This window comes from Vibrio quintilis (assembly GCF_024529975.1).
In the GTDB taxonomy this organism is placed as follows: Bacteria; Pseudomonadota; Gammaproteobacteria; order Enterobacterales; family Vibrionaceae; genus Vibrio; species Vibrio quintilis.
In genome coordinates this window covers 2,198,702-2,221,395 of sequence record NZ_AP024897.1, presented here as the reverse complement: position 1 = coordinate 2,221,395, position 22,694 = coordinate 2,198,702, and the positions used below count along the sequence as shown (strand labels likewise).

Here is a 22,694-nt window from a genome sequence, read left to right as displayed (position 1 = left end):
GGGTTTAATGCAACGGCTGATGATCGCTGCGGGTAAAAAATATTTCACACCGATATAGTTTAGACAGGCGGCCTAATCTGGCTTGTTGTTGCGGTGTAAACTGGTCTGATGCCATCACCGCGCAGGCATTACCTGAGCGAATGGCTTTCATGACAACTTCATATTCACTCATGACCCGTGAAGGCCTTAGCTGTATGGTTTTCTGGCATAACATCTGAGATGAAGACAGCAGGTTTACACCAGGACGGGGACATTCAGAGGTAATTAATATCCATTGACGAACAGATTCCAGATGCTCCAGCCGCTGGCTGGCTCCCTGCAATGAGCAGTATGTTACATTGTCGTAGTTGATCGGGTGACTGTCCGGCTTTGATGCATCTGTTTTCTTTGAGTGTCTCATATACATAGTCGTTCACCTGTAATACTGTATTTTTATACAGTATTACAGGTGAAGGGAATGATCAAGCAAAATTGTCTGAATAACAGACAAAGTGCTGTATATATCATCAGGTCAATGCGCAGGCAAAGAGAAAAGAGCCAGATGATCTCTTTCGGGCTGGCTCTCTGTATGATGTCATTCTTCATAGGAAAGAATACGGAATTGTATGGTTCCGGATAAGCCTGACGTTTCTGTTCAGGCATAGGAAGGAGAACTGATAAAAAAGGTAAATGCTCAGGCTGGTGTCGGCTGGGCTGAAAATTTCGGCCGGGTTCTGAATTGAGCCGCTTCTTCTTCCTGGTTATAAAGGCGTACATCCATACAGGCAAATTCGTAACAATCTTTGCATGAACAGTATACTTTCCCATCCAGATACTGATGTGGTGTCAGCAAAGATGGTTGCTTACACCAGTCACAGACACCTTCAATCATAAACATGATTTAATCCTCTTGTATAAATACACTTTAAACTTAATCGGCTCAGGTGATGAAAAGATTTAATTTTGATGAAAGATTCATGTACATCCGGAAAAGTACCGGAGACATAAGAGGCACAATATTTTGTGACTTTACTGCTTCAGATGGGCAAGAATAACTTTCAGGGATTGATTGAGTCGTTTCATCTCATCATCACTGCCTTTTAAATCAGGATGATATATCTTACTCAACTGTTTGTAACGTAGTTTAATTTGTTTCATTTCGGGAATCTGATTCGGTTGATAGCCGAATAATGCACAAGCCAGTTCCAGTTTTTGAGAAGATGGCGGTGTTGCTGTTCCACCGGCTTTTTTGCCAGACTGTATCTGATGCTGAAGTTTTTTGACTTCCTGAAACAGGGCCGCAAGTTGTTGCTTCTGTTTTTTTATCGTTAGTTGTTGTTCTGAAAGTTTTTTCGATTGAATGTCAGTATTTTGCTGATAGATTTTCTGTTTTTTCAAAACCAGCTGTTTGAGCACCATGACAATGATCAGAAACAGCGTCAGTAAGCTCCCCCAAATCAGTCCGTTACTGATCAGCTCTCCTGAGTTTTGTCTGGCAGGAGCCGGCGGTGTTATTTTCTCTTCTGCCGGCGTATTTTCCGGGGTAACCAGTAATTTATCTAATAATTTTATTTGAGAAATCTGTTTAGCGCGCTGTTGATTGAACTGCTTTTCCAGTAGCTGGCTATAAAAAAGTTCCGCCTCCGGATCTTTGGTTGCAGCGACCCGGTACCAGATCAAAGCCAGAGATTGCGGAGATAGTTGAGGGGATTTTTGTTCAAACAGCTGCCCGAGGCGGGTCTGTGCACTGGTATGGCCGTTCGTGGCGAGCAGAGTAAGCCAGTAAACTGCCTGCTCGTTATCCGGCGGGGTGCCGTTGCCTGTCACATAGGCTTCAGCAACTTCTGCCTGCGCCTGAGGGTTTCCGTTTTCTGCCGCCTGTTCAATCCAGTAAAAAGCCTGAGCAGCATCTTGTTTTACGCCTTCCCCGCGTTGGTACATTTGTCCCAACTGATACTGTGCCTGACTATCCCGCCCGATCGCCTGGTTCTTAACAGTTTCAAAATCTGAAGCGTTGACGGAAGTTGTCAGTATCAAAAACAGTAGGGGGATGATGAATTTCAAGCAAGCTCCTGCATGATATATACAGGGGAAGTCATTTCCCCTGATCTGCTTTACTTTTATTTTAGAGGAAGGATTTTTATTTCGACACGGCGGTTACATTGCCTTCCCTGTTTATTCAGGTTAGAACAAATTGGATGTCGTTCACCTAATCCTCTTGCAATCGCCCGGCCTGCGGCTACGCCTCTTGAGACCAGGTACTGACGGACTGACTCAGCACGTTTTTCAGAAAGAACCTGGTTGGTCCGGTCACTGCCGGTACTGTCAGTGTGGCCTTCAATGACTAAGCTTGTTTCCGGATATTCAACCAGAATTTTAGCCACGCCATTCAGGGTATTGTAAATACTGTAATTCAGCTGGTATGAGTTGGTATTAAACCCAATTCCATTTTTCATAATGAGCCGTAATTCATTCTCTCCGACCCGCTGAACCTGAACACCAGAATTGATCAGAGATTGCCTTAATGCCGCTTCCTGTTGATCAAAATAATAGCCAATACCACCTCCGACAGCAGCGCCGCCAAAAGCGCCGATAAGAGCATGCTGACGGCGTTCGGTTGCGTTATCACCTGTGGCTAATCCGGCAACAACACCCGAAATCGCACCAATGATGGCACCTTTGGTTGCAGAATTAGTTTCCATTTCACCTGTTGTCGCATTTTGTCTTTGTGTTGCCTGACACCCTGTTAACAGAGCGGCAATCAATACAGCTGTTGTTACCTTTTTCAATGGTATGTCTCCCCAAGAGAATCTTTATAATTAATATAGTAACTCTTCACTCATGTATAGATTATTTCAGCATTTTTGGTGATTGTGCACCATCAATCGGACGGTTGACAGAAATTTTACGTCCTTTTTTCAGCCCGGTTTCATAATCTTCAGTCAGATTTTTCATGGCTTCTTTGAGCTGTTTTTTGAATGTTTCCCGGTCTACATTCTTAAATTCCCGGTCAATATAATTATTGATCTTATTCACGGCGTCTTCATCGGGAGAAATCACAGGAAGTTTTTCCAGGGCGCCTTCAATCCAGCCGGATATAAATGAATTGACTCTGCGTGCGACCTCTGTATTTGAGGTGCCGCTGCCTGCGAAACTGTTACGGAACTGTCCGGATTGCTCATTCATCTCCCGGTAGATGACATCAAAGGCAAATGCGGCAAAAATTGCCCGATCTGCTTCACCGATGAATTCTACGCGTTTTAAGCCTTTATGATTGAGGAGGACGGCTTCCACACCAAACCGGGTATTGATGCCACGTATGATGCGCAGAATATTATTGCTGATTTGGGCTGGTAAGAGGTGAGATGACTGGGTTTTCCCCATTTTGATGAATTCAATGTCATCTTTATTCAGTCCATACTTCAACATCAGGCGGTGTGCCATTTTGATGGCACTGGCAGCTTCGTTGACGTTGGCTGAATTACCAAGCTCCAGACACTTTGCGATTTTTTTGAGGGCTTTTTGTTTATCCATTGACCTTAAAACGGGATTGAATACGATGAGCAAAGTCAACCATTCTAACGTCTCCGGTATGAAATGCAAAGGCAGCATTCCGGCTGACCGGTGAAATCGCCGGCACTTCCGGAAACTGCCTTAAAAAGCCGGTATTAAATGCCCAGTTCGTCCAGCAAATCACTGGAAGCATCGTCATCCGGTGTACTCTTTTGTTCCGGCCCTGCAAATTCTTTCCTGGCCGATTCAATAATTGAGTCGGGACTTTCATCATCCGATATTTCAAATTCTTCCAACTGAATGAACTCGGTTTTATCCATCGCCAGTTCCAGATAGAAGATATTATTTTTTGCGGTAGAAAAAGTTACCCGGCGTGCCTGAGGACGATCAAGGTTGGTATCGACAGAAAGGAGAACCTGTTTATTCAGGGAAAGCATTTTAGGCTGGTTCTGAGTGATATTTGTCTGCAATTCTTTACGGATTTTATTGGTAAAATCCCCGACAAGCTGGTTCATGAGTTCCCCGAGAACATCACCCACTTCATCTGAAGTGTGTAAAACGGCGAGTTCTTCTTCAGGCATACCCATATTTTTCATATAGCTACTGTAGAGTTCCAAAGCGGCTTTGGAGGTGAAGTTGATGACGACTAACCCCGAAAAGCCACCATCAAAAAGGACAAAACATCCGAAATCAGGTTTGAGCGCTGTTTTGTTAATCTTTTGTACCATGGCAGAGTAGGTGACCTGGGTTGAAGTCGCTGTACTCAGAACGCCGGATACGGACTGGCAAAGTTTCAGTAATATATCTTCGGTGGTGATAACTCGGTTTTTTTTCATGTGCTCGTCCATTAAAGAATTAGCTTTCAGGCATACCTCATCATGAAGCGCCCGGGGGTACAAAATTGTATTATCTCTCCGGCAACCAGGTTGATTGGCTGACAGGTTGACTGGTATCAGAACTTTGGTTCAATCCATCACACTTGCTTTATTGTTACACTGAGATTCTGTTTTGAACACTCTCCTAAATGTTGTAAAGTGACTTCACTCAAAGATCAAGAATAAAAATATTAATTCACTCAGCTTAATGTAACAGAGTGAATGACAGATGAGCAGGAAGCAAATGTTACCAAGACTTCAACTTCAATCAGACATTAATCCGGTTGTTTCAGATTTTTTAAAAGAACTTGAATTACAGGGATTTGCCGGAGATATAGAAACATCCTATTCCAGCCGGCATGCTGTCTCCACTGATAATAGCGTATACCAGCAGCTGCCTCAGGCTGTCGTTCATCCGAAACATACCCGGGATGTTGTTCTCATAGGACAGCTGGGCTCAAAACCGGTTTATGAATCGGTGACTTTTTCTCCCCGGGGTGGCGGAACAGGAACAAATGGACAGTCATTGACCAAAGGTATTGTGGTTGATTTGTCCCGGCATATGAATCAGGTACTGGAAATTAATACTGAAGAAGGCTGGGTGCGGGTTCAGGCTGGTGTGATTAAAGATCAGCTTAATGATGCCGTTCGTCCTTATGGGTATTTCTTTTCACCGGAACTTTCTACCAGTAACCGGGCCACGCTGGGCGGCATGATTAATACGGACGCTTCCGGGCAGGGGTCTTTAAAATATGGTAAAACCTCTGATCACGTTTTATCGTTGCTGGCCGTTTTTGCAGATGGCTCTGTACTTGAATCTGATATGTCTGGCGCAGCTCCCGCAGCGGAGACTGATGCGGCCAGGGCTCTGGCTGTGACTGAGTCAGTTTGCCGCGAAAAACGCCAGCAGATTGTAGATAAATTTCCGCCACTGAACCGTTTTCTGACAGGTTATGATATTAAAAATGCACTGAATGAAGAGGATGACTCGTTCAATATCACCCGCGTATTGTGTGGTGCTGAAGGCTCTCTGGCTTTTATTACCGAAGCGAAGCTCAATCTGACTCCACTGCCGGCAGTCCGGGTTTTGGTTAATGTGAAATATGATAGTTTCGATGCCGCATTGAGAAATGCGCCACTGATGGTAGAAGCGGACGCCCTATCTGTGGAAACCGTTGACTCCCGGGTGCTGAATCTGGCGAAGGAAGATATCGTCTGGCACAGCGTTAAATCTTTGCTGACAGATGTTCCGGGTAAGGATATGCAGGGAATTAACATCGTTGAATATGCAGGTCAGGACAAAGAAGAGATTGATGACAAAGTCCGTGCGCTGACAGCAAAACTTGATTCGATGATGGACAAATCTGAAGCCGGTATTATTGGTTATCAGGTCTGTGAAGACTTATCCGGCATACAGCGCATTTATAATATGCGAAAGAAGGCTGTGGGTTTACTTGGCGCAGCCAAAGGGCATGCGAAGCCTGTGCCGTTTTCAGAAGATACCTGTGTGCCACCGGAAAATCTGGCAGATTATATTGCTGAGTTCAGGGCTCTGCTGGATTCCAAATCGCTCGATTATGGTATGTTTGGCCACGTTGATGCCGGGGTATTACATGTCCGGCCTGCCCTGGATTTATGTGATCCGAATCAGGAAATCCTGATGCAGGAGATCTCTGATGAAGTCGTGAAGCTGGTGGCAAAATATGGCGGCCTGATGTGGGGCGAACATGGTAAAGGCTACCGCTCTGAATATGGCCCGGAATTCTTTGGCGAAGAGCTTTTTACTGAACTGAGACGAATTAAAGCTGCGTTTGACCCATATAATAAAATGAATCCGGGCAAAATCTGTACACCACTTGATACGGATTTTGAGCTGGTGAAAGTTGCAGGTGTTAAACGGGGTTATTTTGATCGCCAGATTGATGTTGATGTCCGGGACAGCTTTAAACAGGCGATGGAATGTAACGGTAATGGCTTGTGTTTTAATTATGATGCCAGTTCACCCATGTGTCCGTCGATGAAAGTGACAGCAGACAGACGGCATTCCCCCAAAGGTCGTGCCGGTCTGGTCCGGGAGTGGCTCCGGCAATTGACAGAGCAGGGGATTGATATTCTGGATATTGAGCACCAGACATTGAATTCGACGCTGTCTGTGAAGACAATGATTGACCGGATTCGCCATACATGGAATAAAAAGCATGAGTATGATTTTTCTCATGAAGTTTACGAAGCGATGAATGGGTGTCTTGCCTGTAAAGCCTGTGCAAGCCAGTGTCCGATTAAGGTGGATGTTCCAGGCTTCAGGGCTCGTTTTCTGAACCTGTACCACACCCGCTATCAGCGTCCGGCCAAAGATTATCTGGTGGCCAATATTGAAACAATGCTCCCCGTGATGGCGAAAATGCCGGCTTTGGTGAATGGCATCCTTGAACAGAAATGGACCAAAAATCTGACCAAATCACTGTTGGGTTATATTGATACGCCTTTGCTCAGTGTGCCTACGCTGGCCAAAAGAGTGACGAACAAAGCTATAGTGTCATTTAGTCTGCAGGGGCTGGCTGAAATCCCGGCCATCCAGAAACAGAATTATGTCATCATTGTTCAGGATCCGTTTACCTCTTATTACGATGCAGCAGTAGTTGAAGATTTTATTTCACTTGTGATTAAACTGGGTATGAACCCGGTGTTATTACCGTTTAAACCGAATGGTAAAGCGCAGCATGTGAAAGGTTTTTTAAAGCAGTTCTCATCCACTGCAAAATCAACGGCTTCTTTTTTGAGAGAGATTGCTTCGCTGAATATTCCTATGGTTGGTGTTGATCCTGCAACTGTACTTTGTTACCGGGATGAATATCAGGAAATTCTTGGTGATGAAAGAGGTGATTTTGAGGTCTTGTCGGTGCATGAGTGGCTTCATCCAAGGCTGGATGAATTGTCTCTTCCTTCTGTGTCAGCAGACGATGAACCATGGTACCTCTTCGCCCATTGTACAGAAAAAACGAAACTGCCGAATTCAGAAAAAGAGTGGTGTGACATATTCCAGCGCTTTGGTGCTCAGCTGAAACCCGTATCTGTCGGTTGTTGTGGTATGGCGGGTACATTTGGCCATGAAGCCGATAAGTTTAAGATGTCTGAAGACATCTATGACTTAAGCTGGCGGGGCAACCTGGCCCGATTGCCATCAGAACGTTGCCTGATCACCGGGTATTCATGCCGGAGCCAGGTGAAAAGGTTTGAGCACATTCAACCCGGACATCCGTTACAGGCACTGCTTCAAATGTTGTAACAGATCCCGGCCAGATACTGTCTTTTGCTTATCCGGATCTGTTGATCTTCGGCAAGACAGTATCTGGTGACGATCAAGCGTCACTATCCCGCCTATTGTTCTTTATTCTTCCGGATTTATCAGCAAAGTCCGGATGAAATCCCTCTACTGTTACCATCAGACAAAATAATGCCATATTACTATTGTGATTTATCAATTGAAAAATGATTGAAATGGGAGCAATAAAACAGATTAAAAATAAACATGTTGTTTGTTTAATGTTCAATTTCTAATGTGCAATTTGTTGTATTAACATGGCGCCTGTTTATTTCTGACTTTGTTGCACAGCATGAATGAATATGAGATGGAGATGATGTGCTAAATCTTTGAAGAAGATTTAAGGATAATGTTTCTTCTTCTGATAACTTCTTTCCTTTATGTTAATTAATTGCTGATTTTATTGAGTTTTTTCATCAATAAATAGAAATAAATGATAATGAACCCGTCATGTTGAGCTGATTTGAGCTGAATTATTCTTGCTAAAATCATGAGGCACTGGTGCCGATTACAAGCTCCTGACGAGAATAGAATTAGTGAATGTAAAGGAGATTACCTGTTATGAATGGACCATGCCGCTTAAGACTGCTGGCGAAACCCAGTGCTCTGTCTCTGTTGATTAGTGCAACTTTAATGAGTGCCGGCGCTTATGCGCAAATTAGTGTTGATTATTCGATTTCACCCGATGAGCAAAATCACACCATCAGTGATTTGATTTATGGGACAAATCACCGGATGAAAATGACCGGGAAAGAAAATTTTGGTTTTTACCGTTTAGGCGGAAACAGAACCACAGGATACAACTGGGAAAATAATTACTCGAATGCAGGTGAAGACTGGAAGCATTCCAGTGACACATATATGGTTCCTGACGGTGCAGATGAAACCGTTCCCGGAATTACCCTGACTGACTTCATTGATAATGATGTGATTACTGGTGCAAAAGCCATGATTACTTTACAAATGGCTGGTTATGTTTCTGCGGATAAAAACGGTACGGTGGAAGAAGGAGAAGTTGCACCTTCTTCGCGATGGATCCCTGTTGTTGCCAAGAAAGCCGGAGATTTTTCATTAACGCCGGACTTAACTGACAATGCCGTTTATATGGATGAAATGGTGAACTTTCTGGTGAAGCGGTATGGCAAAGCTGAAGATGGTGGTGTTTTTGCCTACTCACTGGATAATGAACCTGCTTTATGGTCGCACACGCATCCCCGGATTCATCCTGAACAAGTCAAAGCGAAAGAATTAGTTGAGCGCTCAGTTGAGATGGCGTCTGCTGTGAAAGATGTCGATCCAAGTGCAAAAATATTCGGCCCGGCATTATATGGTTTCAGTGCTTACGTCTCTTTGCAGTCAGCCTCTGACTGGTCAGATTATTCTGATACATATCACTGGTTTATTGATTACTATCTGGCTCAGATGAAAGCTGCTCAGGCTGAATCCGGTAAGAGATTACTTGATGTGCTTGATTTGCACTGGTATTCATCAGCAACGGGGGATACCGGTATTACGTCGAGTGATGCGACTTCGGACAAGGATAAAGTTGCCCGGATGCAGGCACCACGGACACTATGGGATTCTGACTATAAAGAAACCAGCTGGATTACGCAGTGGAATTATTCAGAGTTACCATTGATTCCTCATATTCAAAAATCTGTTGATACTTATTATCCGGATACAAAAATTGCCTTCACCGAGTACAGCCACGGCGGGGGAGATGATATCTCCGGGGGTATCGCTGAGGCAGATACCTTAGGTATCTTTGGTAAATATGATATTTATGCCGCAAACAGCTGGATATTGAATAATGCGGATGATTATCTGGCAAGTGCTTATCGCCTTTACCGGAATTACGATGGGGACAACAGCACATTTGGTGACACCAGTGTGACTGCAACCATGAGTGATAAAGAAAATAGTTCGGTCTATGCCTCTGTTGATTCAGAAACCGGGGATTTACACGTTATCGTACTGAATAAAAATATGAGTGATGCCATCAGTGGTTCATTTACGATTGATTCGACTAAGACTTATAAGTCAGGTCAGGCTTATGCGATGACATCAGCATCGACTGATATCAAAAAAGTGGGTGCGGTAGATATTTCAAATAACCAGCTTCAGTATGATATTCCGGCATTGTCTGCGTATCACTTTATTCTGAGTAAATCTGATTCTAACGGTGGCGGTGAAGATGAAGGTGTGACTGCAACGGTTGATATTCCTCAGAATGGAAATTCCTCTTACTGTACCAATGTTGTCGTAACAAATAACGGTACAGAGGCGGTTGACTGGAAAGTTTCTGTTGAGATTGAAGGCACCGTGAGCAACCTGTGGAACGCGACATGGACTCAGGAAGGTACAACGCTGACGCTTGAAGGTGTTGAGTGGAATAAAACACTGCAACCCGGAAAAAGTACAAACTCAATCGGCTTTTGCGCCACCCGGTAGAAACCTGCTGCTTTTGTCATGTAGTCAATTTAATCCCTCATATGATGAGGGATTTTTTTGTCAGTCATAAAAGACATTTCACCGTGTTTGAGTGTATATTTGGGACTTATACCCAAGCAACCTGAACCCTGTATCTTCAGGTTGTTTGGGTATAGTGTTAATCGCGGAAGAGATAATCTGCTCAGGATAATATGGTTTGATATGAATAAATTGCCATTAAAAGTCACACCAATTGCTGTTTTTATCATTGCAGCCGGGCTGATTTGGACTTGCCCGGAGTGGTTCGTGTGGGGAGATTATCCTTTGCCTTTCCGGATTTATATTGTTGCTCTGAGCCTGATTCTTTCAGGCTGTTTCGGATTAAGTGCCTTATATTCATTTTTTGTTGCCAGGACGACCGTCAACCCGTTACGTCCTGAAACGGCCAGTACATTTGTATGTCAGGGCGTTTATAAAATATCCCGGAATCCTATGTACTTAGGTCTGTGTATTTTATTAGTCGGTTTTACTTACTGGCTGGGTAATCTTGCCGGTTTTGCTTTTGTGTTTGGCTTTGTGTGTTATATGAATCGTTTTCAGATTATTCCGGAAGAAAAAGCGCTGGAAACATTATTTGGTGAGGAGTACCGGGTTTATAAAACCCAGGTTCGCCGCTGGATTTAAAACCCCGAAAGAATCATGTGAAATCAGGATGATTCCACATGATACCGCCTTATATTCAGACAACTTCTGTGTCAAACTGAGCCAGAAATCTGGATTTGTGATCGTCCAGTTTCCGGACAAGCTGATCGATTGCCGACTGATCATAGGGGCGAAGACCACTGACAACCATACGTTTGACCCCTTTACCGACAAGTTGCCCTTCATTTTTAAACTGAAAATTCAGTTCAACAGCGCCCCGTTTACCATCGACATCAAAGGTCGTATCCGCCAGTTTGACTTCCGGGCGGGAAAGGTCCAGATGGTCAAGATCAATATCCATACTTTCATAAATAACTAAAGGACGTTCGCAGTTGATCATGACTTGTTCTTTTTGCATTAACGGCACAAGAATATAAGGGAAGTTCATACCGGAAAATCGTACATAACTGGTCACCAGATGCTGAATCAGCTCCTGATTATGATTCATTTCACCTTCTCTGCACATATGCAGATATTCTTTCCCGTTTTCATCAACAACAGCACTTTCTTTCTCCGTTTTCTTCTCAATTTGCAGGGCTGTCTCTGCGTTAACCATCCCGGAAAAATTGAATGACATTTTCTGGCTGATACCTTCTTTCTTAAGTAGAACGGCGAATAACAGATCTCCGGGAACACAAAATCGCTTGTTATCTTCATCGTGTATTGGATTAAAGTCGCCCGCAATTCTTTTAGCAAAGTGGCTTGCCTGCTGGCGCGTGAACTGAAACTGATGTTGAAAAGTTGAGAAATAAGGTGCTAAAAACATAGAGATCTATTGTCTGATGTAAAATTTTGAGCGGTATTATATCTGACATTCTGCCGTAAATGGTCGATCCAGTCCGAAGAAATACCAGTGTTTCCTGTATAACCTGATCAACAATACACTGGCCATTACAAAAAAGGCCAGTAGTATCAGATAGATTAATCTCTTTTCCAGAATATGTGGCAAAACTTCTGCGATGGATCCCGGCTGATAAGCATACGCGCAAAAATATCGTCGAGTGCATCATTTTCTTCATTGACCAAGCCAATAAGAACCTCGGCATAAGTTGTTTTATCAACATCAAAACCGACTTCTGCAGACCAGTCATCTGCCACTTCTACCAGCTCAGCAGCACCGCGCTCATCAAATTGTGCGGTGAAGAGCAGTACATCAGCAGGTTCCAGGTTATCCGCTGCCATTTCGAGAAAAATATCGTAGGCTGTATCGATGGAATCATCGTAAGAAAGTAGCTGAGTCATATTAAGCCCGGCTCATAAATTTACGTTCAGCGGTATTGATAATCACACGTTCACCTGTCGCAATATATTCAGGAACCTGCACAACCAGCCCCGTGGCAAAGTGAGCAGGCTTGGTTCTTGCCGAAGCGGATGCCCCTTTAATTGAGGGGTCTGTCTCTTCGATCACCAGTTCGACTGAAGCCGGTAATTCGATTGCAGCCACATTGTCATTAATCAAAATGACATGCAGTCCCTGCGTTTCTTCATTGATGAACAGCAGTTCATCTTTGATATCTTCTTCCTTAAATGTGTATTGGTCGAAGTTTTCTGAATCCATAAAGATATAGCTGTCGCCGTCAATATACGAAAAAGTCACTGCACGCTTGGTCATGGCCAGTGTTTCCAACACATCGTCTGACTTGAAACGTTCATCTACTCTGGAACCGGTTGTTAAATCAGAACAACGGAATTTGTAGATTTTTGCACCACCTCTGCCGCCCGGAGTCGTAATTTCAATATCTTTTACCAATAGAGTTTTACCATTAGATTCAATCGCAAACCCTTTTTTTATTTCACTTGCCTTTGGCATCTACTATATCCTTTGTTGTGAATCTTCGTGTATTATACCGAAAGCATTCAGGGAAAAGGAATATTTTGAAGTATTCTCGAAGAGAAAAGGTTCCATTTCAGAAACGGTTATCTATGCAATTACCTGTAATTAATCCAAAAACACCATTCCAGAAACACTATCAACCAGCAATCAAATCATTAGTTGCTTACCTGACAGCAGGGCTGGGTGAAAACTTACACAGTATCTATGTTTATGGCAGTGTTGCCCGGAAAACGGCGCGGCCGGAGCATTCGAATCTGGATATTGTTGTCGTGTGCCATGAACCTTTTGATGACCGGAAAACCACGGTTTTTAATACCTTACGCTGGCGTTTTCAAAAGTCATTTCCGTTTATTACGGATATTGATATCAGACCAGCTTTAGTCAGTGAAGTCGCTTCGTTGGAGAGCCTTTTTTCATGGGGTTTTTTATTACGTCACTGTGCTGTCTGTATTTACGGCGAAAACTTATCAGAATGTTTCGGGAATTATGAGACCAGCTGGGAGATTGCAAAATTCTGGAATATGGATATTGAAGACCGGATTGTTTACATGAGAGACAGGCTGGTGAAAGCAGGACAGGAGTCTGAGCAACTGATGATTCAAACAATGCTGGCTAAAAAACTATTGCGGGCAAGCTACTCTTTGATTATGTACAGGGATAAGTGGTGGTTTGATGATCCGGTTGAGTGTGGACAGCATTTTCTGAAATATCATCCGGAAAAAGAGAAAGATATTGAACGTTTGAGCATTCTGTTGAGACAGAAAGTGATACCCAAACGTTCAGTCATCGGATTGCTGGATGATTACGGTGCATGGCTGACGAAACAGTATAAGAAGACTGAATTCCGTATTGGTTAAACCGGTTCTGCTATCAGAATAAACCCAGCTGAGGTTTGGTCAGATCGTCAAACTGATAGCCTATGAAAGGTAAAATCGCATCAGCAACGGGTTTTAACTGTTTATCTATATAATGCTGGTAGTCTAACGGACTGTTTTGAAATTCGATTGGTTCAGGTCCGTTGAGTGTGATGACATATTCAATTGTCCCTTTGTTCTGATATTGAAGCGGTTTTCCCTGCCGCCGGTGATGTTCATCGGCAAGCCTTGCTGCCCGGACCTGGGGCGGGATATTTTTTTGATATTCGCTTAGCCGCCGCCTGAGTCGTTTTCTGTAGATGAGTGCCTGGTCGAACTCTCCGGCTAATGTCTCTTCCACAAAATTACGCACGTAGTCGCAGGGATTTTCCTGATGAAATACCCGGTGGTAAAGCTCCTGCTGGAATCGCTGTGCAAGTGGTGTCCAGTCAGTCCTGACACTTTCCAGACCCTTGAAAATCATCTGTTCATCTTCACCGGAACCTGTGAGTCCGGCATAACGTTTTTTAGAGCCGGTTTCAGCTCCCCGGATAGTAGGCATGAAAAATTTTCTATAGTGGGTTTCATATTCAATTTCCAGGCAACTCTCCAGCTGGTATGTCTCTTCCAGATATTTTTGCCACCACTGGTTAATGGTTTGGGTCAGTAACCGGCCGGTTTTGCTGGCTTCTTCCGCTGAATGCTCTTTTTCTAAAGAAACAAATGTGGAATCTGTATCGCCGTAAATCACTTTATAGCCGCTGTTTTCAATCAATTGCCTCGTTTGCTTCATGATTTCATGGCCACGCATGGTGATACTGGATGCGAGACGCGTATCAAAGAAACGGCATCCTGAAGAACCAAGCACCCCGTAGAATGAGTTCATAATGATTTTGATTGCCTGAGAAAATGCAGCTTCGTTATTCTGTTTGGCAATATCTCTGGCTTGCCAGAGTGACTCAATCATCTTTGGCAAAAAGTGTCGTGTCCGGTGGAACTGACCACCACGAAATCCGGGAACCGCCTGATCTGCTTCTTTACCGGCGGTCAGCTTCAGACCTTCGATGAGTCCAAGTGGGTCAATCAGGAACGTGCGGATAATTGAGGGATAAAGGCTTTTAAAATCCAGCACAATGACCGAATCATATAATCCGGGAACGGAATCCATGACATATCCACCCGGGCTGGCCTGCCAGTTTTCCGAAATCAGATTTGGGGCAATATAGCCAGCCCGGTGAAGGCGGGGCAGATAGAGATTTGTAAAAGCGGCAACCGAGCCACCAATCCGATCTAATTCAAGCCCGGTCAGTTTTGAACGCTGGACCATAAAGTCTGACAGATGGGTATGATCAAAAATCCGCCGGACTAACTGGCAGTCCTTCAGGTTATAAATGGCCAGTTTGATCTTGTCATGTCTGAACATATGATTAATTTCTGCCATCCGGTCGTTGACGTTATGAATGGCTTTACCTTCATTGAGCAGGGTTTGTGATACGGATTCCAGTGACCATGAACTGAACTGGTAAGTGGCTGTTTTTAATGAGTCTATCCCATCTAATACCACCCGGCCCGGAATGTAGATAAAACTCTTTTGTGACTGACCTGAGGTCCGGAAAGAAATCGTTTGCTGATCCCGGCCCAGCGCCAGCCGGATATGGTGTTTTTCCGCACGTTTATGTAACAGGCGAAAGTCAAAATCAACCACATTCCAGCCGATGATAATATCCGGATCATAAGTGCTAAACCATTGAATTAAAGTATGCAGCAGTTGTACTTCATCAGCGACCCACTCGATATGAAAGGGAAGCGATGTATGCGGTGCTTCTCCGGGCTGGCCAATCATAATTACCCGGGCATCCTTATCACTATCAAGGCCAATCGAATAGAGTTCTCCCTTTTCTGAACATTCAATATCTAATGAGACAAGTTGCAAATCCGGATGGAAATCACCTTTGCGGCATTTTGCGTGTGTAACCATTTTATGAGTGTTTTTTTGTGTCACATTCCCTGTAAATTCGAGGCTGCCGCAGATAAAACGTTCCATTAAATACCGATCTGCCAGCCGTATATCGCTTTCTAATACATCGATTTTTTTACGGACGCAAAGTTCATTGAAATGCTGAGAGGCTTTAATTGTCCGGTGATAGCATGCAATTAAGGGAGTGGACCCGAAGTTTTTTAACGGAAGTTCTTTATAGGTGACATTGTCACTATTTCGTTCGGATAACTGTTGAATTTTATCTTTGTCTGAATCGGGGATAAAACAGACGGGCTGTTCGTTTTCAATCAATATTTGAGCGGGTCCATGCGTGGTAGAAACCCAAAGTTCGATTTGCGTTTTTCCTCCATAATCTCTGGCGTGACGGGTGAGAAGGAACCCCTTTTCTATAGTCAAGGTTAAGTACTCGTTTTACTTTTTTCTGTTAAGACTATTTCATCAATTTATCTAATCCAGATCAATCTTCATGATAGTTTTGCCACTAATACGCTTTCTGTTATCTACACTATAGATGGGAGTCTGAAGTAAATAAGCATGTCTGGAGGGCAGTATGATCACAGTTCACAGAAACTACTTTATGCATGATCACAATCATAATAAGGCACATTTTCAGGTGAATCCGGTTGGTCATCTTGATATAGATATTATAGGTCGGAATAAGTTTTATCACTGTGAGTTCGAGAACGTTTTCTTCGAATCACATGGTGAAAAAACCAAAGTGACCGGACGTGAACCAGGAAAAAGAGCCTGGCATGTCGTGTTATCAACTCAAGATGCAGCGGAGCTGACACATCTGATAGAAGATGCTCATGAACAATTTGAAGTTTTAATGAAAGATTTGTAGTGTCTGACCACTGTGACAGTTTTACTGTATAATATAATGTTGGCTGGTTATCATGTTGTTATTCTTGGTAGCTCGGTTTATCGGGTAAATCTGCCGCATATGTGGTTTGGCAAACAGAGTTTTTCTTAAACCAATTGAATTTAAAAATGTTACTTTTATCATCCGGATTAACAGCCAGTTGATAAAAGTACTTTCGTTTTGGCGCCTGTGTATCTGCTTTTTTCAGATTCATGGGCGATTTATTATTTTGAGTGCTTTTTAAACATATTGATAAGCGATATATTTATTTTTATGTAAAATGAGAGTCTTAGGGGTAATTCATCCTGACTAAGTCTTGTAACTGAATGAATTATCTTATAAAACGTCTATCCGGAAAGAAATACTTGCGAAAGTTTTTATTTAGGCTCATAGTCAGAGGATAGTCAAAACTAAGACTGAGTTAAGACTCGGCGAGAGTCGTGTTGAGCCAATTGATTGTGGAGATACAAGTTTGATTAGTGTATTCCTTGTAGATGATCATGAGCTGGTTCGCACAGGGATTCGGCGTATTATTGAAGACGTCCGTGGAATGAATGTAGCAGGGGAAGCTGACAGCGGTGAAGATGCTGTGAAGTGGTGTCGTAATCATCATGTTGATGTTGTTTTGATGGATATGAACATGCCGGGCATTGGTGGTCTGGAAGCAACAAAGAAAATATTACGGTACAACCCTGACATTCGTATCATCGTATTAACCGTACATACCGAAAATCCATTTCCGACAAAAGTAATGCAGGCCGGGGCTGTTGGATATCTTTCAAAAGGTGCCGGGCCGGATGAAATGGTCAATGCGATTCGGGTTGTAAATAGTGGTCAGCGCTATATTTCACCAGAGATAGCTCAGCAAATGGCTTTGAGCCAGTTTTCTTCTGCTTCTGAAAATCCATTTGCTGATTTGTCTGAGCGTGAGTTACAAATCATGATGATGATTACGAAAGGACAAAAAGTGACCGATATTTCTGAACAGCTGAATTTAAGTCCCAAAACAGTGAACAGTTACAGATATCGTTTATTCGCAAAGTTAGATATTAACGGCGATGTTGAATTAACCCATTTAGCCATTCGGCACGGAATGTTAGATACTGAGACTTTATAGTGGTATCAACATTTGACCCTTCTGCTTTTTTAGCAACTGTAACCAATCAGCCTGGCGTTTATCGTATGTATAACGCTGTGGCTGAAGTGATATATGTCGGTAAAGCGAAAGATTTGAAAAAACGGTTATCCAGCTATTTCAGGAAGAAGCTGGATAATGAAAAAACCAGAGCGCTTGTCAGTCATATCTGCCGGATTGATGTCACTGTCACTCATACTGAGACAGAAGCATTAATTCTTGAGCATAACTATATTAAGCAATATCTCCCGAAGTATAATGTACTGTTACGGGACGACAAATCATATCCATATATCTTTATCAGCGCCCATCAACATCCCCGTGTGTCGGTTTATCGTGGTGCAAAGAAGAAGAAAGGGGAATATTTTGGCCCTTATCCCGATGCCAGTGCGGTTCGGGAAACTTTGCACCTGATACAAAAAATTTTTCCGGTCAGGCAGTGTGAAGATTCTGTATATGCCTACCGGACACGGCCTTGTCTGATGTATCAGATTGGTCGCTGTGCTGGTCCGTGTGTTTCTGACTTGATTTCAGATGACAGCTATAAAGAACTGGTCGGCTATCTGAAGCTATTTCTGCAAGGTAAGGATCAACAGGTTGTCTCAACTTTGGTTGATAAGATGGAGCAGGCCAGTCTGGCATTACAATTTGAAGATGCGGCAAAATATCGCGATCAAATTCAGGCAATCCGCCGGGTACAGGAACAGCAATTTGTTTCTGAAGATAGTGATGATGATATTGATATCCTTGGTTTTGCGCAGGAAAACGGTATAGCCTGTATTCATATTTTGATGGTCAGACACGGGAAAGTTCTGGGAAGCCGAAGCTTTTTTCCTAAAATTCCTGGGAATACCACACACCAGGAAGTTTTTGAGAGCTTTGTGAAGCAATACTATCTATCTCATAACGGTGCCCGGGCATTACCATCACGGGTGATTGTCAGTCAGGGTATTATTGAAGATAAGTTGCTGTTTCAGTCTCTGTTAACTGATATTGCGGGCAAGAAAGTTGTGTTTATGGTAGAACCGTCTGGTTCACGAGGGCGTTACCTGAAGTTAGCAAATACCAATGCACTCACGGCAATTACGACCAGACAAAACCATAAAATGACTGTTTTTCAGCGAGTTAAAGAGCTTCAGGAATTACTTGAGTTACCTGCATTACAGAGAATGGAGTGCTTTGATATTTCTCATACGATGGGTGAGAATACGATCGCTTCCTGTGTTGTATTTAATCAGGAAGGTCCGGTGAAAGCTGAATACCGGCGATATAACATTTCCGGGATTACCGGTGGGGATGATTATGCCGCAATGGCTCAGGTTTTGGAACGCCGTTATTCAAAGCAGCTCGATGCAGATAAAATCCCGGATATTATCTTTATTGACGGGGGAAAAGGACAACTTTCCAGAGCATTTGAAATCGTTTCTCAATATTGGGATAACTGGCCCAAAATGCCACTGATGATCGGGGTTGCCAAAGGTGTAACCCGTAAGCCGGGTCTGGAAACGTTGATCATGACGGATGGAGAAGAGTTTCATCTGGAAAGTGATGCACCGGCATTGCATTTGATTCAGCATATCCGGGATGAAAGTCATAACCATGCCATTACCGGACATCGTAAAAAGCGTGGGAAATCCCGCAGAACCAGCGCACTTGAAGGTATTGAAGGGATTGGACCTAAGCGTCGGCAGGCATTGCTGAAATATATGGGAGGTCTTCAGGAGTTGAAGCGGGCAACTGTCGAAGATATCGCCAAAGTGCCGGGAATCAGCGACTCATTAGCAGAAAATATTTATCAGGCATTGAAACAATAAAAAAAATACAGCAACATAGTCAACGCGACCTACAAGAGCGAAGCATATATGCGTTTAAATATTCCTAATATTCTCTCCCTTATCAGACTTTTTTTGATTCCGGTTTTTGTGATTGCTTTTTACCTGCCTTATACCTGGTCCCCATTTGCGGCAGCTCTTGTATTCTGGGTTGCAGGAGTCACAGACTGGCTGGATGGAATGCTTGCCAGAAAGCTCGGGCAAACTTCACGTTTCGGGGCATTTATCGACCCTGTGGCAGATAAAGTCTTAGTTGCAACGGCTTTGATTCTGATTACTGAACATTTTCATAGTTTTTGGATAACTGTACCTGCAGTCACCATGATTGCCCGGGAAATTATTATTTCTGCATTAAGAGAGTGGATGGCAGAAATTGGGAAACGGGCCAGTGTGGCTGTGTCATGGGTCGGAAAAGTAAAAACAATGACGCAGATGCTGGCTTTGCTGGCATTAATCTGGCGTTATGACGACTGGATGGTTTGGCTGGGCTATGTTGCGATTTATATTGCAACCGTTCTGACTTACTGGTCGATGGGACAGTATTTGGTTGCTGCGAAGAGTGATTTGCTGAACGCAGATAATGAATAGTATTTGAAGCAGTCGTGATTCGGGTCAGGCATTGTGTCAGTAAAACAATCAATCTTTCCGTTACTTATCCACATTTTCTGTGGATAAGGTGTTTTAAAGACGGTGAGTAATCAGCATGATGCCTGATAATTTGAACAAACATCTCAAAACAATTATTTTTTGCTTTTATTGTTGAACCGGATCAGTACACGTCCTTCTTTATTCACAATCACTTTAAATAGGTATTCTATCGAGAATGCCATCGACAGATTCAGCACAACAAAGATCGCAACCATAATGATAAACTGATACTTAATCGCAATAATAGGTGCCGTTCCTCCAAGTATCTGCCCCGTCATCATTCCTGGCAGAGTGACAAGGCCAATAGTTGTCATCGATGCGAGCACCGGTGCACTCGCTTTTTGCATTGCACTTGTGATAAATGGCCGTGCCGCATAGCGGGGTGAAGCACCTAAGGATATGGCGGCTTCATATTCATCTTTTCTTTCCTCAAATGCCGTAAAAAGATTCTGAAGTACAATAATATTTCCGCTGAGTGAGTTCCCCATCAGCATCCCGGCAATGGGAATCATATATTGTGCATTATATAAAGGGACGGGTTGTACAACAAAGATACTCAGGATGAGTAGCACCGGAATTAATCCCTGAATCAGCGCAAGAAATAATGGCAGTATGAGCCGGGTTCGTGGGAGCATGGCTCTGGATAAAATGGCGCTGGCACCGATAAAAACGATCAGGATCAACCAAATTGTATTCACGAAAAAATTATTGAGATTAAACAAATATTCCAGATACACCCCGACAAGAGACAGCTGTAAAGCCATTCTTATCAGAGCAATAATCATGTCTTTGCCGAGTAGTAAGTGATAATGTGAACTGATATAGAGCGGAATGAGAATAATCAGGCTGAATAACCCCACTTGCAGCCATCCGATATCAATCACACTATCCATTGCGGTTTTTCCTCAGGTTTTCCCCATCAGGTGTTGGCTTTAAAAACCGGAGCCTGATGAAAGTGACTTTCTACCATTCTCTGTGTGACCGGGTGAGCAGGGGAGGATAGTACTTCCTCTGTGTAACCTGATTCTACGACTGCTCCTTCGTGCATGACGATGATTTTGTCCGTGATGTGTTTGATGACACCAAGATGTTGAGATACATAAATAAAAGAAACGCCCATTTCTTCCTGCAATTCCAGAATCAGGTTAATAATCTGGGAGCGCATGGCCATATCAAGACCATTTAATGCTTCGTCTGCAACGATAATCGAAGGTTGGAGTACCATTGCCCGGGCCAGACAAACCCTCTGTTTTTGGCCGGCTGCCAGCATCTGAGGATAAAAATAAGCATGCTCCGGCAGCAAGCCCACCCGGACCAGCGTATCTTTGACCCGTTTTTGCCGCTGTTCAGGTGTCATCTCCGTATTTCTCTTGAGAGGGCCTTCCAGAATCCGCCCAATCTGAATTCTTGGATTCAGAGAGGTATTCGGATCCTGAAATATCATCCGGATTAATTTACACCGGGTTGCGTAATCCTTGTGCTCCAGTCTTTCGCCATTGACTTTAATCTCTCCGGTTGTTGGCTCGATCACACCCGCTAACATTTTTGCCAGTGTTGATTTTCCTGAACCATTTTGTCCGATAAATCCGACAGTCTCACCGGTTTCAAGATGGAAGCTGACAGGCTTTACTGCTGAAGTCAGCTTCTTTCTGAACAGGCTGGCACGGTTGACGAATGTTTTTGATAAGTCAGTGACTTCTAAAAGAGAAACACTCATGATGAGCTCTCCGTATTCAGTGGATAATGGCAGGAGAATTTATGATTTTTAATCCGGCGTGAACGGGGAACTTCGACACACTGCCTTTGTGCGTACGGGCATCTGGGACCAAGCCGGCAGCCGATTGGCAAATGCTGTAATGGTGGAATAGAGCCGGGCAGAGACAGTAATTTCTGCTTATGCGGAATTGAGGAGCTGAAATCCGGTATCGCTGTCAACAGTGCAGATGTATATGGATGCTTCGGGGCGTTGAGGATGTTTTCTGTTGGGGCTGATTCAACAGATTGTCCGCAGTACATCACAGTGATTCGGTTCGCCCATTGCGTGATCATCGTCAGATCATGGCCAATTAAAAGTACCGTTGTATTATTCAATTGATTTAACCGGCTGATTAAGCGGAAAATCTGGGACTGGGTAATCGGGTCCAGATCGTTTGTTGGTTCATCCGCGATTAATAGCTTTGGTTTGGCGGCAATTGCCATGGCTATCATTACTTTCTGGCATTCCCCATCCGTGATCTCATACGGATAACTGCTCATAATACGTTGGTGATCTTTAATGCCGACTTTATGCAATAAAGCAATGGCCTGTTTTTTCCGCCAGGAAAACCGCTGCCACCAGGAGCCTTTAAACGAGTGAGCGGGAATCGCCTCAATCAACTGTTCGCCAACTTCATCAGAAGGGTCAAGGCAGGTGGAAGGTTCCTGAAATATCATCGCAATGTCCCTGGCTATGATACGTCTGCGTTCTCTGGCCGTTAACTGTAGTAAGTCAACATTGCCTAACCTCAGCCGGTCTGCCGTGATTTTCCAGTTTTCTTTACACACGCCGACAATTGCTTTGGCGACCAGACTTTTTCCTGAGCCAGATTCTCCGACGAGTCCGCGGATTTCACCTTCAGTCATGGTCAGGTTCATTCGATCAACCGCTTTCACCAGTCCCTGAGGGGTATCGATTTCTATCGTCAAATGACGAATATCAAGCATCGGCAT

At 43.6% G+C, this 22,694-nt stretch carries 22 protein-coding genes; 8 read left to right on the top strand and 14 right to left on the bottom strand.

Features of this window, described 5'->3' with window-relative positions:
* Positions 1–4 precede the first annotated feature (4 nt).
* From OC443_RS10390 to OC443_RS10360, 7 genes are all read right to left on the bottom strand, one after another.
* Entirely contained in the window at positions 5–406 is a 402-nt protein-coding gene (locus OC443_RS10390; RefSeq protein WP_073582257.1) for a hypothetical protein, read from the bottom strand.
* 267 nt (positions 407–673) lie between these two features.
* Positions 674–877, bottom strand: a complete 204-nt coding sequence (locus OC443_RS10385) for a hypothetical protein (protein ID WP_073582259.1) — start codon at positions 875–877, stop codon at positions 674–676.
* Between the two features lie 131 nt (positions 878–1,008).
* On the bottom strand, positions 1,009–2,043 hold the full coding sequence (locus OC443_RS10380; RefSeq protein WP_083601587.1) for a J domain-containing protein: 1,035 nt from the start codon (positions 2,041–2,043) through the stop codon (positions 1,009–1,011).
* A 56-nt stretch (positions 2,044–2,099) separates the two neighbouring features.
* Positions 2,100–2,768: an OmpA family protein gene (locus OC443_RS10375; RefSeq protein ID WP_073582261.1), complete on the bottom strand. Its 669-nt coding sequence runs from the start codon at positions 2,766–2,768 to the stop codon at positions 2,100–2,102.
* A gap of 61 nt (positions 2,769–2,829) precedes the next feature.
* Positions 2,830–3,513, bottom strand: a complete 684-nt coding sequence (locus tag OC443_RS10370; RefSeq protein WP_073582263.1) for a DUF2786 domain-containing protein — start codon at positions 3,511–3,513, stop codon at positions 2,830–2,832.
* Entirely contained in the window at positions 3,506–3,691 is a 186-nt protein-coding gene (locus OC443_RS10365) for a hypothetical protein (protein WP_143169295.1), read from the bottom strand. The genes OC443_RS10370 and OC443_RS10365 overlap by 8 nt, the downstream gene beginning before the upstream one ends.
* Positions 3,648–4,328: a DUF3334 family protein gene (locus OC443_RS10360; RefSeq protein ID WP_073582473.1), complete on the bottom strand. Its 681-nt coding sequence runs from the start codon at positions 4,326–4,328 to the stop codon at positions 3,648–3,650. The genes OC443_RS10365 and OC443_RS10360 overlap by 44 nt, the downstream gene beginning before the upstream one ends.
* Before the next feature lie 283 nt (positions 4,329–4,611).
* Between OC443_RS10360 and ydiJ the strand changes: the two genes are divergently transcribed.
* From ydiJ to OC443_RS10345, 3 genes are all read left to right on the top strand, one after another.
* Positions 4,612–7,653: a D-2-hydroxyglutarate dehydrogenase YdiJ gene (ydiJ, locus tag OC443_RS10355; RefSeq protein WP_073582265.1), complete on the top strand. Its 3,042-nt coding sequence runs from the start codon at positions 4,612–4,614 to the stop codon at positions 7,651–7,653.
* Positions 7,654–8,250: 597 nt separating this feature from the next.
* Positions 8,251–10,140, top strand: a complete 1,890-nt coding sequence (locus OC443_RS10350; RefSeq protein ID WP_073582267.1) for a glycoside hydrolase family 44 protein — start codon at positions 8,251–8,253, stop codon at positions 10,138–10,140.
* A 201-nt stretch (positions 10,141–10,341) separates the two neighbouring features.
* Positions 10,342–10,803 carry a methyltransferase family protein gene (locus OC443_RS10345; protein WP_073582269.1) on the top strand — a complete coding sequence of 154 codons (462 nt, stop codon included), beginning with the start codon at positions 10,342–10,344 and terminating at the stop codon, positions 10,801–10,803.
* A gap of 55 nt (positions 10,804–10,858) precedes the next feature.
* Here OC443_RS10345 and OC443_RS10340 read toward each other — a convergent pair whose 3' ends face one another.
* The 3 genes from OC443_RS10340 to efpL all read right to left on the bottom strand — a co-directional run bounded on the left by OC443_RS10340 (position 10,859) and on the right by efpL (position 12,631).
* Positions 10,859–11,587: a DUF3581 domain-containing protein gene (locus OC443_RS10340; protein ID WP_073582271.1), complete on the bottom strand. Its 729-nt coding sequence runs from the start codon at positions 11,585–11,587 to the stop codon at positions 10,859–10,861.
* Between the two features lie 155 nt (positions 11,588–11,742).
* Entirely contained in the window at positions 11,743–12,063 is a 321-nt protein-coding gene (locus OC443_RS10335; RefSeq protein WP_073582273.1) for an HI1450 family dsDNA-mimic protein, read from the bottom strand.
* Position 12,064: 1 nt separating this feature from the next.
* Complete coding sequence (efpL, locus tag OC443_RS10330; protein ID WP_073582275.1) at positions 12,065–12,631, bottom strand: elongation factor P-like protein EfpL; 567 nt, start codon at positions 12,629–12,631, stop codon at positions 12,065–12,067.
* 113 nt (positions 12,632–12,744) lie between these two features.
* Between efpL and OC443_RS10325 the strand changes: the two genes are divergently transcribed.
* Positions 12,745–13,512 (top strand): nucleotidyltransferase domain-containing protein, encoded by a 768-nt coding sequence (locus OC443_RS10325; protein WP_073582277.1) that lies wholly within the window; start codon positions 12,745–12,747, stop codon positions 13,510–13,512.
* A 13-nt stretch (positions 13,513–13,525) separates the two neighbouring features.
* Here the strand turns inward: OC443_RS10325 and OC443_RS10320 are convergent, their stop codons facing one another.
* A complete protein-coding gene (locus OC443_RS10320; RefSeq protein WP_073582279.1) occupies positions 13,526–15,904 on the bottom strand; it encodes a DNA polymerase II in 2,379 nt (792 codons plus the stop codon).
* Between the two features lie 154 nt (positions 15,905–16,058).
* Between OC443_RS10320 and OC443_RS10315 the strand changes: the two genes are divergently transcribed.
* The 4 genes from OC443_RS10315 to pgsA all read left to right on the top strand — a co-directional run bounded on the left by OC443_RS10315 (position 16,059) and on the right by pgsA (position 19,925).
* The gene (locus OC443_RS10315; protein WP_073582281.1) at positions 16,059–16,352 is read left to right on the top strand and encodes a hypothetical protein; all 294 of its coding nucleotides are present in this window, start codon (positions 16,059–16,061) and stop codon (positions 16,350–16,352) included.
* Positions 16,353–16,842: 490 nt separating this feature from the next.
* Complete coding sequence (gene uvrY, locus OC443_RS10310; protein WP_073582283.1) at positions 16,843–17,487, top strand: UvrY/SirA/GacA family response regulator transcription factor; 645 nt, start codon at positions 16,843–16,845, stop codon at positions 17,485–17,487.
* Entirely contained in the window at positions 17,487–19,319 is a 1,833-nt protein-coding gene (gene uvrC, locus OC443_RS10305) for an excinuclease ABC subunit UvrC (protein WP_073582285.1), read from the top strand. The genes uvrY and uvrC overlap by 1 nt, the downstream gene beginning before the upstream one ends.
* Positions 19,320–19,367: 48 nt before the next feature.
* Positions 19,368–19,925 (top strand): CDP-diacylglycerol--glycerol-3-phosphate 3-phosphatidyltransferase, encoded by a 558-nt coding sequence (gene pgsA, locus OC443_RS10300; protein ID WP_073582287.1) that lies wholly within the window; start codon positions 19,368–19,370, stop codon positions 19,923–19,925.
* A gap of 152 nt (positions 19,926–20,077) precedes the next feature.
* Here the strand turns inward: pgsA and OC443_RS10295 are convergent, their stop codons facing one another.
* Genes OC443_RS10295 through OC443_RS10285 form a run of 3 tightly spaced genes read right to left on the bottom strand, consistent with a single transcriptional unit; the run spans position 20,078 to position 22,694 of the window.
* On the bottom strand, positions 20,078–20,878 hold the full coding sequence (locus tag OC443_RS10295) for an ABC transporter permease (RefSeq protein ID WP_073582289.1): 801 nt from the start codon (positions 20,876–20,878) through the stop codon (positions 20,078–20,080).
* A gap of 26 nt (positions 20,879–20,904) precedes the next feature.
* Positions 20,905–21,702 (bottom strand): peptide ABC transporter ATP-binding protein, encoded by a 798-nt coding sequence (locus OC443_RS10290; protein ID WP_073582291.1) that lies wholly within the window; start codon positions 21,700–21,702, stop codon positions 20,905–20,907.
* Entirely contained in the window at positions 21,699–22,694 is a 996-nt protein-coding gene (locus tag OC443_RS10285; RefSeq protein ID WP_073582293.1) for a peptide ABC transporter ATP-binding protein, read from the bottom strand. The genes OC443_RS10290 and OC443_RS10285 overlap by 4 nt, the downstream gene beginning before the upstream one ends.